The sequence below is a fragment of the Nocardiopsis sp. B62 genome (assembly GCF_018070675.1).
In the GTDB taxonomy this organism is placed as follows: domain Bacteria; phylum Actinomycetota; class Actinomycetes; order Streptosporangiales; family Streptosporangiaceae; genus Nocardiopsis; species Nocardiopsis prasina.
The window spans coordinates 41,663-56,976 of the sequence record NZ_JAGPXK010000017.1 but is presented as its reverse complement, the minus strand read 5'-3'; the positions used below and the strand labels follow the sequence as shown (position 1 = coordinate 56,976).

Annotated in this window: 12 protein-coding genes; 8 read left to right on the top strand and 4 right to left on the bottom strand. The window is 73.0% G+C overall.

Annotated features, from left to right (window positions below; translation table 11 throughout):
- Positions 1-165 precede the first annotated feature (165 nt).
- From KBX21_RS18140 to KBX21_RS18115, 6 genes are all read left to right on the top strand, one after another.
- Positions 166-1,365, top strand: a complete 1,200-nt coding sequence (locus KBX21_RS18140; RefSeq protein WP_210842612.1) for a CaiB/BaiF CoA-transferase family protein — start codon at positions 166-168, stop codon at positions 1,363-1,365.
- 53 nt (positions 1,366-1,418) lie between these two features.
- On the top strand, positions 1,419-3,074 hold the full coding sequence (locus KBX21_RS18135) for a FumA C-terminus/TtdB family hydratase beta subunit (RefSeq protein ID WP_210842631.1): 1,656 nt from the start codon (positions 1,419-1,421) through the stop codon (positions 3,072-3,074).
- 25 nt (positions 3,075-3,099) lie between these two features.
- Positions 3,100-4,737: a DASS family sodium-coupled anion symporter gene (locus tag KBX21_RS18130; RefSeq protein WP_234003861.1), complete on the top strand. Its 1,638-nt coding sequence runs from the start codon at positions 3,100-3,102 to the stop codon at positions 4,735-4,737.
- A gap of 33 nt (positions 4,738-4,770) precedes the next feature.
- Entirely contained in the window at positions 4,771-5,673 is a 903-nt protein-coding gene (locus tag KBX21_RS18125) for a MaoC family dehydratase N-terminal domain-containing protein (protein ID WP_210842611.1), read from the top strand.
- Positions 5,674-5,769: 96 nt separating this feature from the next.
- Positions 5,770-6,924 (top strand): acyl-CoA dehydrogenase family protein, encoded by a 1,155-nt coding sequence (locus KBX21_RS18120; protein WP_210842610.1) that lies wholly within the window; start codon positions 5,770-5,772, stop codon positions 6,922-6,924.
- On the top strand, positions 6,924-7,757 hold the full coding sequence (locus tag KBX21_RS18115) for a CoA ester lyase (protein WP_210842609.1): 834 nt from the start codon (positions 6,924-6,926) through the stop codon (positions 7,755-7,757). The genes KBX21_RS18120 and KBX21_RS18115 overlap by 1 nt, the downstream gene beginning before the upstream one ends.
- On the opposite strand, the gene KBX21_RS18110 is transcribed toward KBX21_RS18115, so the two are convergent.
- The 3 genes from KBX21_RS18110 to KBX21_RS18100 form a co-directional block, all read right to left on the bottom strand.
- A complete protein-coding gene (locus KBX21_RS18110) occupies positions 7,735-9,891 on the bottom strand; it encodes a PrsW family glutamic-type intramembrane protease (protein ID WP_210842608.1) in 2,157 nt (718 codons plus the stop codon). The genes KBX21_RS18115 and KBX21_RS18110 overlap by 23 nt on opposite strands.
- Positions 9,892-10,030: 139 nt before the next feature.
- The gene (locus KBX21_RS18105) at positions 10,031-11,362 is read right to left on the bottom strand and encodes an isoprenylcysteine carboxylmethyltransferase family protein (protein WP_210842629.1); all 1,332 of its coding nucleotides are present in this window, start codon (positions 11,360-11,362) and stop codon (positions 10,031-10,033) included.
- Positions 11,362-12,459 carry a hypothetical protein gene (locus tag KBX21_RS18100; protein ID WP_374225732.1) on the bottom strand — a complete coding sequence of 366 codons (1,098 nt, stop codon included), beginning with the start codon at positions 12,457-12,459 and terminating at the stop codon, positions 11,362-11,364. The genes KBX21_RS18105 and KBX21_RS18100 overlap by 1 nt, the downstream gene beginning before the upstream one ends.
- Before the next feature lie 99 nt (positions 12,460-12,558).
- On the opposite strand from KBX21_RS18100, the gene KBX21_RS18095 reads away from it, so the two are divergent.
- Positions 12,559-13,224: a TetR/AcrR family transcriptional regulator gene (locus KBX21_RS18095; protein WP_017546835.1), complete on the top strand. Its 666-nt coding sequence runs from the start codon at positions 12,559-12,561 to the stop codon at positions 13,222-13,224.
- Complete coding sequence (locus KBX21_RS18090) at positions 13,221-13,721, top strand: NUDIX domain-containing protein (protein WP_307869231.1); 501 nt, start codon at positions 13,221-13,223, stop codon at positions 13,719-13,721. Before KBX21_RS18095 ends, KBX21_RS18090 begins: the two co-directional genes overlap by 4 nt.
- 5 nt (positions 13,722-13,726) lie before the next feature.
- Here the strand turns inward: KBX21_RS18090 and KBX21_RS18085 are convergent, their stop codons facing one another.
- A complete protein-coding gene (locus KBX21_RS18085; protein ID WP_210842607.1) occupies positions 13,727-15,280 on the bottom strand; it encodes an NAD(P)H-hydrate dehydratase in 1,554 nt (517 codons plus the stop codon).
- Positions 15,281-15,314 lie beyond the last annotated feature (34 nt).

Here is a 15,314-nt window from a genome sequence, read left to right as displayed (position 1 = left end):
CCTTGGCATTTTGTCATTTATAAATTATTGTCTCTCCCGTCGCCGTTCGTGCCGCGCGTCACACCCACCAGTGACCCGCGGCGCACGCGGCCACCGTGAGCGGTGGTCCGATCCGCCCGGCCCCCAACCGCGTCTCCCCGCCAGGAGGCGCCGAAGGAGTTACCCATGCCCTCTCTGGACGGTGTCACCGTCGTCTCCATCGAGCAGGCGGTCGCGGCCCCCTTCGCCACCCGTCAGCTCGCCGACCTCGGCGCCCGGGTGATCAAGGTGGAGCGCCCCGGCTCGGGCGACTTCGCACGCGGCTACGACACCACCGTCCAGGGGATGTCGAGCCACTTCGTCTGGATCAACCGGGGCAAGGAGAGCCTCGCCCTGGACATCAAGGACCCCGGCGACGCGGAACTGCTCGGCAGGCTCATCGACCGCGCCGACGTGTTCGTGCAGAACCTGGCGCCCGGCGCCGCCGAGCGGGCCGGGTTCGGCGCCGACGCGCTCCGGGCGCGCAACCCGCGGCTGATCACCTGTCAGATCTCCGGTTACGGCACCGAGGGCCCCTACCGCGACAAGAAGGCCTACGACCTGCTCATCCAGTGCGAGGCCGGGCTCCTGTCGATCACCGGCTCCGAGGAGGAACCCGCCAAGGCCGGGGTGTCGATCGCCGACATCTCCGCCGGAATGTACGCCTACTCCGGGATCCTGGCGGCCCTGTACGAACGCGAGGCCACCGGTTCGGGCACCCACGTGGACGTCGCCATGCTGGACGCCCTCGGCGAGTGGATGGGCTACCCGTACTACTACGCGAACTACGGGGGGACGGCCCCCCGGCGCACCGGGGCCCGCCACGCCTCCATCTCCCCCTACGGCCCCTTCCGTACCGGGGACGGCGCCGAGGTGTTCCTCGCGGTGCAGAACGACCGCGAGTGGCAGGCCCTGTGCACGCGTGTGCTGGGCCGCCCCGAACTCGCCTCCGCCCCCGAGCTGGCGACCAACAGCGACCGTGTGCGCAACCAGGAGCGGGTCGCGGAGGCCGTGGAGGCGTCCTTCGCCGACCTCACCGCGGACGGTGCGACCAAACGGCTGGACGGGGCGGGGATCGCCAACGCGCGCCTGCGCACCATGGCCGAGTTCGCCGACCACCCCCAGCTCGCGGCCCGCGACCGTTGGCGCGAGGTCGACACACCGCGAGGACCCGTCCGGGCGCTGCTCCCACCGGTGACTCCGGGGGGCGTCGAGCCCGTGATGGGACCGGTCCCGGCTCTGGGGGAACACACTGAGGCCATCCGCGCCGAGCTCGCCGAACTCGCGGAGTCCCCGAGCGGCGGCGCCTCTTCGGCCGGTCCCGCCGGAACCGGGAGGACCTCGTGACGAACCCCCTGCCCGAGGAGGGCGTCTCGCAGACCCCCCTGCCCGAGACACCCGTGTCGGAGATCCCCTACACCGCACCGCTCCCCCTGGGTCCGGACACCACCCAGTACCGCCTCGTCGGCACCGAAGGCCTCCGGTCGCGCACCGTCGCCGGTCGCCCCTTCCTGGAGGTCGGGCCCCGGGTGCTGCGGACCCTGACCCGGCAGGCCATGGAGGACATGGCCCATCTGCTGCGCCCGTCCCACCTCGCGCAGCTGCGCTCGATCGTCGACGACCCCGAGGCCAGCGGCAACGACCGCTTCGTCGCCTCCGACCTGCTGCGCAACGCAGCGGTGGCCGCCGGGGGCGTGCTTCCGATGTGCCAGGACACCGGCACGGCCGTGGTCATCGGGCAGCGGAGCAACGCGGTGCTGACTGACGGGGACGACCACCGGCAGATCTCGGCCGGGGTCTACGACGCCTACTCCCGCCTCAACCTGCGCTACTCCCAGATGGCACCGCTGACCATGTGGGACGAGGTCAACACGGGCACCAACCTGCCCGCGCAGATCGACGTCAAGCTCCTGCCGGGCAACGAGCCCCGGTACGAGCTGCTGTTCATGGCCAAGGGCGGCGGGAGCGCCAACAAGACCTTCCTGTACCAGGAGAGCAAGGCCGTGCTCGAGGAGGAGCGCATGCTCGCCTTCCTGGAGGAGCGGCTCCGTTCCCTGGGCACCGCGGCCTGCCCGCCCTACCACCTGGCGATCGTCGTGGGCGGTTCGAGCGCCGATCAGGCGCTCACCGTCGCCAAGCTCGCCTCCACGCGACAGCTCGACGCGCTGCCCGATCGGGGATCGCCCCTGGGCCACGGCTTCCGCGCCCACGCCTTCGAGCGGCGCGTGCACGAGCTGACCCGCCGGATCGGCTACGGAGCCCAGTTCGGCGGCAAGTACTTCTGCCACGACGTCCGCGTCGTGCGGCTGCCGCGCCACGGCGGCTCGCTTCCGATCGCGATGGCGGTGTCCTGCTCCGCCGACCGCCAGGCCAAGGCGGTGATCACCCCGGAGGGCGCCTTCCTGGAACGGCTGGAGACCGACCCGGCCCGGTTCCAGCCGCCGGTCTCCGACGAACGGCTCTCCCAGGACGCGGTGCGCGTGGACCTGGACCAGCCCATGGACCGGATCCGCTCACAGCTCTCCGGTGTCCCCGTCGGCACGCGGGTGAGTCTCGACGGCACCATCGTGGTCGCCCGCGACATCGCGCACGCCCGGGTCCGGGCCGCCCTGGAGCGCGGCGAGCCGATGCCCGCGTACCTGCGGGACCACCCCGTCTACTACGCCGGTCCGGCCAAGACCCCGGACGGTCGCCCGTCCGGTTCCTTCGGCCCGACCACGGCGGGACGCATGGACGGCTACGTCGAGGAGTTCCAGCGGGCCGGGGGTTCGCTGGTCATGTTGGCCAAGGGGAACCGCTCGCGGCAGGTCGTCGACGCGTGCCGCAGGCACGGCGGCTTCTACCTGGGGTCCGTCGGCGGACCCGCCGCACGGCTGGCCGAGGAGTGCATCCGCGAGGTCGAGGTCCTGGACCACTCCGACCTCGGCATGGAGGCGGTCTGGCGGATCCGTGTCGAGGACTTCCCGGCCTTCCTGGTGATCAACGACAAGGGTGACGACTTCTTCGCGCCCATCGCCTCCCCGACCCTGAACATCACCCCCCGCCCCGGGGTCTGACCCCGTCCGGACAGAGGAACCCCCCATGGCAAGACAGAACGGTCGCGGCGGCGGTCGAGGAACGGCCTCGCCGGTGCCCGCAGACGCGGCGCCGCAGACCTCGGACGAGCGCCCCGAGGCCTCCCCCGGCGCTCCGCCCGACGACGCCACCCTCGAATCAGGAACCGGCACGACCGGGACCGGAACCGCCGAGACCGAGCGCATGCCGTTGCGGCGCGCGATCGGGCTCGGGCTGGGCCCCGTGCTGGGGCTGGCCGTGTTCGCCCTCCTGGCCACCGGCCAGAACGAGCTGACGACCTCCGCGTGCGTGGTCGCGGCCGTGACCGTCCTGATGGCCGTCTGGTGGATGACCGAGGCGGTGCCGTTCGCGGTGACCGCGCTGCTGCCGATCGCCCTCTACCCCGTGTTCGGGGTCGCGGACGTCACCACGGTCGCCGCGCCCTACGCCTCCGACATCGTGTTCCTGTTCCTGGGCGGTTTCGTCCTGGCCCTGGCCATGCAGAGGTGGGGGCTCCACCGGCGGGTCGCCCTGCGCATCGTCCTGGCGGTGGGCACCAGGCCCACCCGTCTGATCGGCGGGTTCATGCTCGCCACCGCGCTGATCAGCATGTGGGTGAGCTCGACGGCCACGGCGATGATGATGCTGCCCATGGGGCTGTCCATCCTGGCGCTGCTCAGGAGGGACGGCGTCGAGGTCGACCGGAACTTCTCGGTCTGCCTCATGCTGGGCATCGCCTACGGCGCCACGATGAGCACGACGGCGACGATCGTCGCCACTCCGGGCAACGCGTTCGTGGTCGCCTACATGTCCCAGACCCACGGCATCGAGATCACCTTCGCCCAGTGGATGCTTGTGGGAACGCCGCTGTCCATGCTGTTCCTGGTGATCGCCTGGTTCCTGCTGACCCGGTTCGTCTTCCCCCCGCGCATCACGGAGATTCCCGGCGGCGAGGACCTCGTCCGCAGCCAGCTGCGCGATCTGGGCCGCATGGGCCGCGGCGAGCGCATCATCGCGACCCTGTTCACCGCGACCGCGCTGTCGTGGGTCTTCGTCCCCTTCCTCGCGAGCTGGGCACCGCTGGCCGAGCTCGCACCGTGGCTGGGGCGCGTCTCGGAGGCGGGCATCGCCGTCGTCGCCGCGATCGCCTGCTTCGTCCTGCCCGTCCACGCCCGCCGGGGCCAGATGCTGATGCGCTGGGAGGACGCCGCCGATGTGCCCTGGGGAATCCTGCTGATGTTCGGCGGCGGCCTCAGCATGTCCGCGATGATCACCCACACCGGGCTGAGCGACTGGCTGGGCGGACACGTCGCGTTCCTCTCGGGCGTCCCGGTGGTGGTCACGGTCGTGGTGGTCGCCGTACTGATCCTGGTCCTGACCGAGCTGACCAGCACCACCGCCACGATCGCCACGTACGTCCCGGTGATGGCCGGCATCTCGGCCGGCCTGGGACACGACCCGCTGCTGCTGGTGATGACGACCGTCTTCGCCGCCGGGTTCGCCTTCATGCTGCCGATCGCGACCCCGCCCAACGCCATCGCGATCGCCTCGGGCCACGTGACCATCGGTCAGATGATGCGTGGAGGGGTCTGGCTCAACCTCGTGGCCATGGCCCTGGTCCCACTGGCGATCTTCACCCTGGCCTCCTGGGTCCTGGGCCTCTGACCGACCACAAGAGAGAAAGACGGAGGAACACGCATGTCCCTTCTCAGCAAGGCCGTCGAGGGCTGGGACCCCGCGCCGGTGAGCGTCACCGGGGTCGTCGACCCGTGGCCCGGTGAGGCGTTCGCGCGGGCGCTGGACCTGCCGACGCGGTTGGCGCCCGGAGACCCCCTGCCCCCGATGTGGCACTGGTTCCACCTGCTCGACCACCCGTCCCGGTCTGACCTGGGCGAGGACGGGCACCCCGCCGAGGGGGCCTTCCTCCCACCCGTCCCGGACCGCCGCCGCATGTTCGCGGGCGCACGCGTACGTTGGCACGCCCCCATCCGGATCGGGGACGAGGTCACCCGCGACTCCTCGCTCGAACGGATCGAGGTCAAGCGGGGTCGCAGCGGCGAGATGGTGTTCGTGACCGTGCGCTCCCGGTTCCGCCGAGGGGACGAGGTGCTGCTCGTCGAGGACCAGGACGTCGTCTACCGCTCCCAGCCCTCCGGGGACCGGCGCCCGACGCGGGGCGGCTCGCCCGAGCGGCCCGCGACGCTGCCCGAGGAGGCACTCGCCGGAACGGACGCGGGGCCCCCGCCGGGCACCACACGGGTCGTGCTCGACACCGATCCCACCTTCCTGTTCCGGGTGAGCGCCCTGACCTACAACACCCACCGCATCCACTACGACCTCCCCTACTGCACGGACGTGGAGGGCTACCCCGGGCTGGTCGTGCACGGCCCCCTCCTGGCCCTGCTCCTGATGGAGATCCCCCGCACGGCGTACCCGGACCGCATGGTGGAGTCGTTCGCGTTCCGCCTGCACACGCCGGTGTTCTCGGGCCAGCGGGTGATCGCCGACGGGCACGCCGTCGACGGCGACGAGCTCGTGCTGTCCGCCTCGGCCGAGGGCGGTCCCACATCGATCAGCGCGTCCGCCGTCCTCGCGCCCTGAACCCCGCCACGACCACCGCCCACCACGACCACCAGCCAGCCGAGGCCGCCAGCGCACCGGCACAGTCACAGGCAAGAAGCAGAGAAGGAACCCGCGATGACCGAGTTGAGCAGTGAAGAACAGGCCGTGGTCTCCTTGGTCGGCGAGTTCGTGGATCGCGAGGTGCGCCCCGTCGCACGCGACCTCGAACACTCCGACACCTACCCGGAGAAGCTCATCGGGCAGATGAAGGAGATGGGGGTCTTCGGCCTGGCCATCCCCGAACCCTGGGGCGACTCCCGTGTGTCCATGCCCTGCTACGCGCTCGTGACGGCCGAGCTGGCCCGCGGCTGGATGTCCCTGGCCGGTGCCATGGGCGGACACACCGTCGTGTCCAAGCTGCTCCTCGCCTACGGGACCCAGGAGCAGAAGGACCACTACCTGCCGAGGATGGCCACCGGCGAGATCCGGGCGACCATGGCCCTGACCGAACCCGGCGGCGGTTCCGACCTCCAGGCCATGACGACCGTCGCCCGCCGTGACGGCGAGGAGTACGTGGTCGACGGGACGAAGACGTGGATCACCAACTCCCGCCGGTCCCAGCTCATCGCCCTGCTCTGCAAGACCGACCCGGCCGCCGAGCCCAAGCACCGGGGCGTCTCGATCCTCCTCGTCGAACACGGCCCCGGGCTGACCGTGTCCAAGGACCTGCCCAAGCTCGGCTACAAGGGGGTCGAGAGCTGCGAACTCAGCTTCGACGGTTACCGGGCCCCCGCCGCCGCCCTCCTGGGAGGCGAGGAGGGCCGGGGGTTCGCGCAGATGATGAAGGGGCTGGAGACCGGCCGCATCCAGGTGGCCTCCCGTGCCCTGGGGGTGGGCCGCGCGGCCTTCGACGACGCCTTCCGCTACGCACAGGAGCGGGAGAGCTTCGGCAAGCCGCTGTGGCGCCACCAGTCCATCGGCAACTACCTCGCGGACATGTCCACCAAGCTCACGGCGTCCCGCCAGCTGATCCTGAACGCGGCGGAGAAGGCGGAGGCCGGGCTGCGCTGCGACATGGAGGCGGGCATGGCCAAGTTGTTCGCCTCCGAGGCGGCGATGGAGATCGCCCTGGACGCGATCCGCGTGCACGGCGGCTACGGGTACTCGACCGAGTTCGACGTGGAGCGCTACTTCCGCGACGCGCCCCTGATGATCGTCGGCGAGGGCACCAACGAGATCCAGCGCAACGTCATCGTCTCCCAGCTGGTCAAGCGCGGCGGGCTGGACTGATGCCCTCGCGAACCCGACCCCTCCCCTGGCCCGGACCCGCACCGCTGTTCTGCCCCGCCGACCGGCCCGACCGCGTCCGGGGCGCGGCCGGGCTCGCGGACGCCGTGATCGTCGACCTGGAGGACGCGGTCTCCCCGGAGCACAAGGCGGTCGCGCGCGGGCACGCGGTCGACGCCCTGCGCGAGCTCGGGACCGGACGGATCGTCGTGCGCGTCAACGCGGTGGGCACCCGGTGGCACGAGGACGACGTCCGTGCCCTCGCCGACCTGCCCGACGCCGTCGTGATGCTGCCCATGACCGCCTCCCGGGAGCAGGTGGAGGCGCTGGCGCCCCGGCCCGTCATCGCCCTGTGCGAGACGGCGGCAGGTGTCCTGGAGGCGCCGTCCATCGCCCGGGCGGACAACTGCGTCGCGCTGATGTGGGGCGGGGAGGACCTGGCCGCCGACCTGGGCGGGCGCCAGCGTCCCGGCCGGGGCCGGACGCCCGTGGCCGAGCACGCCCGTTGGACGGTCCTGCTCGCCGCGCGGGCGTCCGGCCGGTTCGCGATCGACACGGTGTACACCGACATCGAGGACGTCGCGGGGATGGGCCACGAGGCGCGCGACGCCGCGGACGCGGGCTTCGACGCCAAGGCGTGCGTGCACCCCCGGCAGGTGCCCGCGGTCCGCTCGGCCTTCCTGCCGACCGAGGACGAGGTCGCCTGGGCCCGCCGGGTGCTCTCGGCGGCCGAGGCGCACGGCGGCGCGTTCGGGTTCGAGGGGGGCATGGTCGACGCCCCCGTCATCGAACGGGCCCGGACGATCCTGCGGTTCAGCGGCGGATCAGCTGGTTGACCCTCGCGGGCAGGATAAGACCGACCAGTCCCAGGAACGCGTACCCGACCTGACCGGGGGCGAGCATCCCCAGAATGGCGCCGGTGTTGGCGGTGGGGGCCCGCAGGAACTCGCCCATGCGCGGGTGGGCGTGCGGCACGGCGTTGCCCATGGTGAGCAGGCTGAGCACCGCCAGCCCGACGAGTGCGGTCCACACGAGGGTGGCGGTGTCGGCCGCCGTGAGCCAGCCGAGGATCAGCTCCACCGCCCGTACCGCGTAGCCGGGGGTGCCCTCGTAGCCGGGGGTTCCCTCCGGCACCGCGCCCGGCACGGGTCCGGAGCCGAGGGCGAGCAGCGCGGTGGCGGCCACCAGCAGGCCCCCGGTTCCGGCCAGGCCGATCCTCCGGGCCAGGTCGCGGGCGCTGTCTGCCAGCTCCTCCTCGGAGGGGTAGCGGCGCCAGTTCCTCCCCCGTGAGCGGGCCTCACCCATCGCGTTGGCCCGGCGCCAGCGCAGGAACCGGAGCGCGTCGCCGAGCGCGCCCGGGCCCTGCTTGGCGGCCATGGTGGCGGTGGCGAGTTCGTGGGCGATGGTGGTGACCGTGGTGGCGAGGGTGGCGGGCAGGTTGACCCACGACAGCGCGATCCGGCGGAAGGTCGGGGCGATGTCGGCGGGGATGCGCACCCGCAGGGCGACCGACCTGCCGTGCGCCCACCGGCGCAGCCCCGGCAGCGGGGTCCGGCCGGGCAGCGGGGGCGTGGTCTCCGCCGCCGTCGCGATCACCCGGTAGTCCATCGCCACCGCGAACAGCAGGGCGAGCAGCAGCAGCCACGGGGTCAGCGAGCCGCCGCCGAACAGCGTGTGCACGAAGGTGGAGAACGCGTCGAGCCGGGCCCCGGCGGCGCGGGCGTTGACGTCCAGGTGGTCCAGGAACACCAGTGAGGTGGCCAGGACCGGCAGCAGCCACAGCCAGCCCCCGTACCGGCGTCCGACGATCGCCAGACCGAGGGCCGCGCCGATGAGGCCGGTGGCGACGGCGTGCCCCGCGTACGGTTCGGGCGCGGCCCCGCTCACGAGCCCGGTGACGGGGTCGGCCAGGGGCGCGGAGATCCCGACGAACAGCCGCTCGGCCAGCTGGAACCCGGCCCCGGAGGCGGCCGCCAGGAGGAGGAAGTCCACGGCGGACAGGCGGCGCACGCGGCGGCGGGCGAGCAGCACGAGGAGGAGCAGCGGGAGGAGTTTGCCCGTTTCCTCGACGGTGACGGCCACATAGGTCTGGCTGAGCACGTCGTCGATGTCCCACCCGAGCGCTCCGCTGACCAGCGCGGAGGCCAGTGCCAGTGGCCAGAGCAGGAGGGCCCCGAGCGCGGCCACCCTCAGCAGGGTGGCGAAGGAGACGGTCCGGGAGCGGGCCAGCAGCGCCAGCTGGAAGAGCAGGAGGTAGGTGAGGAACAGGGCGGGCGGGGCGGCGGCCAGGGCCGGGACCGCCAGGGGTGCGAGCAGCAGGACGCCGAGCATGGCCCAGCCCCAGGTGCCGCGCAGAGCGCGCAGGAACCGGACCGTTCCGGGGTTGCGCCCGCGGGCGCGTTCGGCTCTTCGGGCGAGCCGTTCGGCCAGGTCGGGGCCGGGGCTGCGGGGGGCCCGCGCGTGCCGGGCGCCGGGATCGACGCAGTTGTAGTGCTGGGCGGCCCGGAGCAGGTCCGGCCGGTTGCCGTCCAGGGCCCTGGTGGCGAAGTTCGCGCGGACCCCGGGGATGTCCGGGCCGACGATCTCGCGGACGAAGTCGACCGGCCCGGCGGCGACGGTGAGTTCGCTGGCGGAGACCAGCACGGCGGCGGAGAAGTCCTCGACGCACACGAGGAAGTCGGTGGGCGTGGGCCCCCACCCCCGGATGAGGTCGATGAGGGTGTCGGTGTCGAGGGGCACCTCGGTCACCGGGTCGTAGGAGTACTCCGCGCGGGTGCGGCAGACCAGGAGCCGGTCGACCCCCAGGGCCCGTCCGGCCTCGACGAGGCCCCGGATGAGGTCGCGGTCGCGCGCCATCACGAAGGGGGCGGTGACCTTGCCCCTGGCCCGGAGCCACTGGGGAGCGAACTCGGTGGGACCGGCACAGACGCGCAGCACGAGGTCGCGCGCGAGCATCGCCTGTTCTTCCATGGACTTCCTCGTGCCGGGGGGCTGGGTGCGGTGTGGGCCGGGCGTTTCCGAAGGGAGGCGCGGCCCCGCCCGAGCATAACGGCGAGGGGGTCCCGTGGAACATGTGAGTTCGCGGCGATTGTTCAGGTGTGGGCTCGCGTCAGCCCGAACTGGACAAGATGGCCGGTGTGTCCGGTTTCCTGGAGGGACGCGGCCCGACGCCGAAGGCGTCCCCGCACAGCTGGACGAAGTGGCGCAGCACCGGCAGGGAGAGCGCCCACCCGGCCATCGCCCACCCCAGGTGCAGGTGCTCCATGGACCGGGCCAGGGCGGCGACGCCGCTCCACCGGACCCCCTCCGCGGTCTCGTAGGTGAGCCGGTACAGCACTTCGGGGTGCTCGGCGGCCGGGAGCAGGGTCAGGGCCGTCGGTCCGCGCGCCGCCAGCCAGGCGCCCACGCCCCGGCACGGGCCGCAGTCCGCCGCCACGTACAGGGTGCCCCGCGCCCTCCCGGGCCACGGCCGCCATCGCGGCAGCCACGCGCGCACCCCCGCGCGGTAGGTGTCCCAGTCCGAGCAGAAGGCCGCCCGCAGCTGCCCGCCCTCGTGCCAGGCGGCGAACCCGGCCCCGTAGGCGAGGGCGACCGGGACACCGAGCAGCAGCGGCGGGTGGAGCAGGCCCAAAACCAGGTAGAGGAGGGTGACGGTGAGCTGCATCGGGTTGCGCACGTACGCGTAGGGGCCGCTGGTCACCAGCCGTGCGGGCGGGTCGTAGGGCAGCGGTGTCCCGCCGCCCACCGCCGCGAACTCCCGTGCCGCCGCGAGACCGGGCAGGCAGACCAGGGCGAGCACCTGCGCCCCGGCGGTCAGGGTCTCCGGGGAGGCGGTCCACCACCGCCAGGAGGTGGTCGGTGTCCATGCGAGCCCGGCCGGGGCGGTGGCGAGCACGTACACCGGCAGGACGACCATCAGGCCGAGGGCAAGCACCGCCTGTGTCCACATCCGGGCGTGGACCAGCTGGCCGCGCCGGGTCCAGTGGGCGAGCAGCAGCGCGGGGATCAGGCAGAGGGTGGCGCCCAGGAACTCCCCGAGCAGCCAGAGCGGCCCCAGCACCACCACCGGTTCGGCCAGCGGCATGAGGATCAGGTCCAGCCACACGAGCACCGCGGTGACCAGCGGGACCGGGAGGATCCGGAGCATGATCGCGGGCAGCGCGCCCCACAGCAGCACCCAGGCCAGCAGCAGGTCCACCGGCAGCCCCTGCCACACGGCGCCCTGCGCGTGGAAGGACCACCAGCCCGCCCGCAGCGCGATCAGGTTCAGCGGCAGGAGGGTGAACAGCGCCCAGCCCGAGGCGACGATCATCGCAGCGACCTCCCGGGGCCGGGGTGCCCGCCACAGGCACGCGGCGGTGACCGCGAGCAGCGGCAGGAGCAGGCCCGCGCCCCGGACCAGCAGGGAGGGGAGTTCCGGGGCGGGGGTGAGTGCGGGAATCAACGCCGGGGCTCCCCGCCCGTGAGCGCCTGGGCCTCCGCCTGGAAGGTCCGCGCGAGGTAGTCGGCGGCCAGGCCCGTGACGTGCGACTGCACCGGCCCGAAGTACCAGGAGGGGTCGTAGGTGCGGGTGTACTCGATCTCCCAGGCCAGCCGGGTCCCGTCGGTTTCGCCCCGCCAGGTGGCCACGGCGCGTTCCATCTCCATCCAGTTGGCGAAGGCGGTGTCCTCGGTGACCTCGAAGACCACCCGGCCGCCGTCCGCGCGCACGTCGCTCTCCGCGACCTCCAGCCCCAGGTGGCGCGGGGTGGGCTCCGCGCCGGGCGCGAGGGTCCGGCGCGGCGTGAAGTGGACGGTCCTGGTGTCTCCGACCTCCAGGCCCGAACCGAGCGCCTCGACCGGTTCGGGAAAGGGGACAGCGCTCAGCAGGAAGGCGTCGGGGGCGTCGTACCCGGGCGGGGCCGCCAGCGCGGCGGCGACCTCGGCGGGGGTCGCGCCGACCAGAACCGCACCCGTTCCGGAGTCCTCGCGCGGCAGCAGGGAGAACCCGCCGATCCCCTCCATGGCCAGGGCGAACAGGATCGGGACGGCCAGCATCGCGTGGGGGTGGCGCCGGCCGCGCCGCCGGATCGAGGCGACCACCCAGGCGACCAGGGCGACGACGCCGTAGATGAGCGGGGCGGAGATGACCAGGCAGACCATCCCCTCGCCGAGCATCGGTCCGGCCAGCAGCAGGCAGACCGTGGTGACGGCCATGGCCGCGCCGAGCCCGCCGCGGGCCCGGACGCAGAGGATCACGAGCAGGGCCAGGAACGCGGGCAGCCCCACGTAGAACAGGGCGGTCTGGTCGAGGCCGCCGAACCTGGTCACCCGTACGGCGAGCAGGGCGGCGAAGGCGGCGAGGACGATCCCGGCCAGGACCCACCGGGCCGTCGAGGGCCTGGGGAGGCCCTCCCCGTCCGCAGGGACGCCCCGGATCGGCTCGAAGGAGCGGTGGGGGGCCGCACAGCGCTCCGCGATCTCGGCGTCGCGGGGATGGCTCGTCTCGGGGTCCCGCCCCGGTTCGGGGGCGGCGGAGAACTCGGGGGGCTGCGTCACGGTGGCACTCCTCGCTGTCGCACTTTGACGACATGATTAAAGCACACGGTTTAATCACTTGATTAAACCGTATGATGAACCCCGACCCGAGGGAGGACCATGTCCAGGACCGGCGGCGGGAGCCGCAAGAACAGCGCCGAGACCAGGGACCGCCTGATCACGGCGGCCAGCGAGGTCCTGCGCGAGGAGGGCTACGCCGGAGCCTCGGCCCGGGCGATCGCCGCCCGCGCGGAGGCCAACTCGGCGCTGGTCTTCTACCACTTCGGCGGGGTCGACCAACTCCTGCTCGCGGCGCTCGACAGGTCCAGCGCCGAGCGCATGGCCCTGTACCGCGAGATGGCCGGAGCCGCCCACACCCTGGAGGAGCTGGTGGAGGTGGCCACCCGCGTCTACCGGACCGACCTGGAGCGCGGCTACATCGCCGAGTTCTCCGAGCTGGTCGCGGCGGCGGTCACCAAGCCCGAACTGCGCGCGGAGATCAACCAGCGCTCCCGCCCCTGGATCGACTTCATCGCCGGGGAGTGGGATCGTGTGCTCGGGGGGTCGGCCCTGGGTCGGCTGCTGCCCGCCCAGGAGGTCGCGAACGCGGCGATCACCTTCTACCTGGGCGTCAACCTGTTCTCCGTGCTGGACGAGGACCGCAGCCGCACCGAGGGCGTGTTCGACCTGGCCGGGACGCTCGCACCGCGCGCCAAACTGCTCACGCTGCGCCTGCCCCGCCGAGGCTCCGCGCCCGAGGGGACCCCCGCACAGGACCACCCGTGAAGGAGAACACCGTGAACGTGGAGATCGCCGAGGGGATCACCTTCCCCGACACCGCCGACGGGGAGCGCTGGGTCGCGGGGGCCGTGGTCGTCGACGCCCAGGGGCGCGCCTTCGCCCAGCGCAGGTCGGCCACCCGCAAGGTGTTCCCGAACTGCTGGGACGTCGTCGGCGGCCACGTGGAGGACGGCGAGACCATGCTCGGGGCCCTGGCCCGCGAGATCCACGAGGAGACCGGCTGGACCCTGTCTGCCGTGGTCGCCGAGCTGTACCGGCTGGACTGGGACCCGGGCGACGGCGTGACCCGCCGCGAGGTGGACTACCTGGTCCGCGTGGACGGCGACCTGTCCGCCCCGGTCCTGGAGGCGGACAAGCACACCGAGTACATGTGGGTCGACGACGCGAAGCTGCACCTGCTGCGCGACGCGCGCGACCCCGGCGACTACTTCATCACCGACATCGTCCGGTTGGGCCTGGAGGCCGCCCGCTCCCGCTCCTGACGGCTTCAGTCGGCCGCGCGCCGAAGCTCCGCGACGGCGAGCGGCAGCGCGTCCAACAGGTCCGAGGCGCTGATCGGGGCACCGCCCCGGGCCAGCACGGCTGCCCGTCCGTGCAGGTAGGCGGCGCACATCGCGGCCTCCCGCGCGGACAGGCCCGAGGCCAACAGCGCCCCGGCCACCCCCGAGAGCACGTCGCCCGAACCGGCCGTGGCCAACAGCGGGGTGCCCGTGGGGTTGACCACCGTCCGCTCCCCGGGGTGGGCGATCACCGTCGTCGACCCCTTGAGCAGGACCGTGGACCTGTACAGCTTCGCGGCGCGGGTGACCTGCGCCAGCCGGTGCGCCTCGATCTCGGCGCGGTCGGTGTCCGGCAGCAGCCGGGACAGCTCGCCGGCGTGCGGTGTGAGCAGTGTCGGCGCGCTCCGCAGGTGCACGAGTTCGGTGAGGGAGACGCTGCTCGACACCAGGTTGAGCGCGTCGGCGTCGAGCAGCACCGGGACGTCGCTCTCCAGCAGCGCCCGCAGCTCGTCCGCGTTGGCGGGGTGGGTGCCGCGACCGGGTCCGACCACCACCGCCGAGACCCGCCCCGGGGCGAGGTCCGTGCTGCTCGTCGGGTCCAGGTGCAGCCCCACGACCTCCGGCCACCGCGAGATCACCAGGGAGAGGACGTCCTCACCGCCTCCGTAACGGACCATGCCCACTCCGGTTCGCAGCGCGCCGCCGACGCACAGGACGGCGGCTCCCCGGTACTGGTCGGATCCGGCGCGGACGGCGAGCACGCCCCGGCGGTACTTGTCGTCCTCGGCGGAGGGGATCGGCAGGAGCCGGGCGATGTCCACAGGCTGTGGACGGACGAGGTCGGCGTCGGGCAGCTCCGGCCCCAGCCCGATGTCCACGAGGCTCACCCGCCCGGCCCGCCCGGCCCCCGGGTCGACGAACAGCCCCGGCTTGTACGTGCCGAAGGTGACCGTCGCGTCCGCCCGTACGGCCTCCCCGGCGACCTCCCCGGTGTCGGCGTCCACTCCGCTCGGGAGGTCCACCGCGACCACGACGGCGCGCGAGTCCGAGGCCAGGGCGGCGAGCGCCGCGTAGGGTTCGCGCAGGCCACCGCGCCCCCCGATCCCGACGAGACCATCGACGACGAGGTCGGCTTCCAGGAGCGCCGACTCCGCCTCGACTGCGATCCGCGGACCACCATCCCCACCAGTCTCAGAAATATCTGTGGCCCCATGAGCCCCAGTGGTCACACCCTCGATCACCCCGCCACCCGCCGCCACCAGCGCGGCCAACCCCTCGGGGTGGACGCGCCTCCCTGCCAGCACCGCGCGCACGGAGGCACCGCGCGCAACCAGGTCCGCCCCCGCGAAGAGGGCGTCGCCGCCGTTGTCGCCGCCGCCGACCATCAGGGTCACGCGGGCGCCGTGGACACGGGGCAGCAGGCGGGCGCAGTGGACGGCCAGGCCCATGGCGGCGCGGCGCATCAGCGTGCCTTCGGGCAGTCGGGCCATGAGCGCCTGTTCGGCCTGCCGGACGGCGCTGACGGAGTGGGCGGAGCGCATGGGTCACACCTTTCGAGGGGCGGTCCCCCCATCG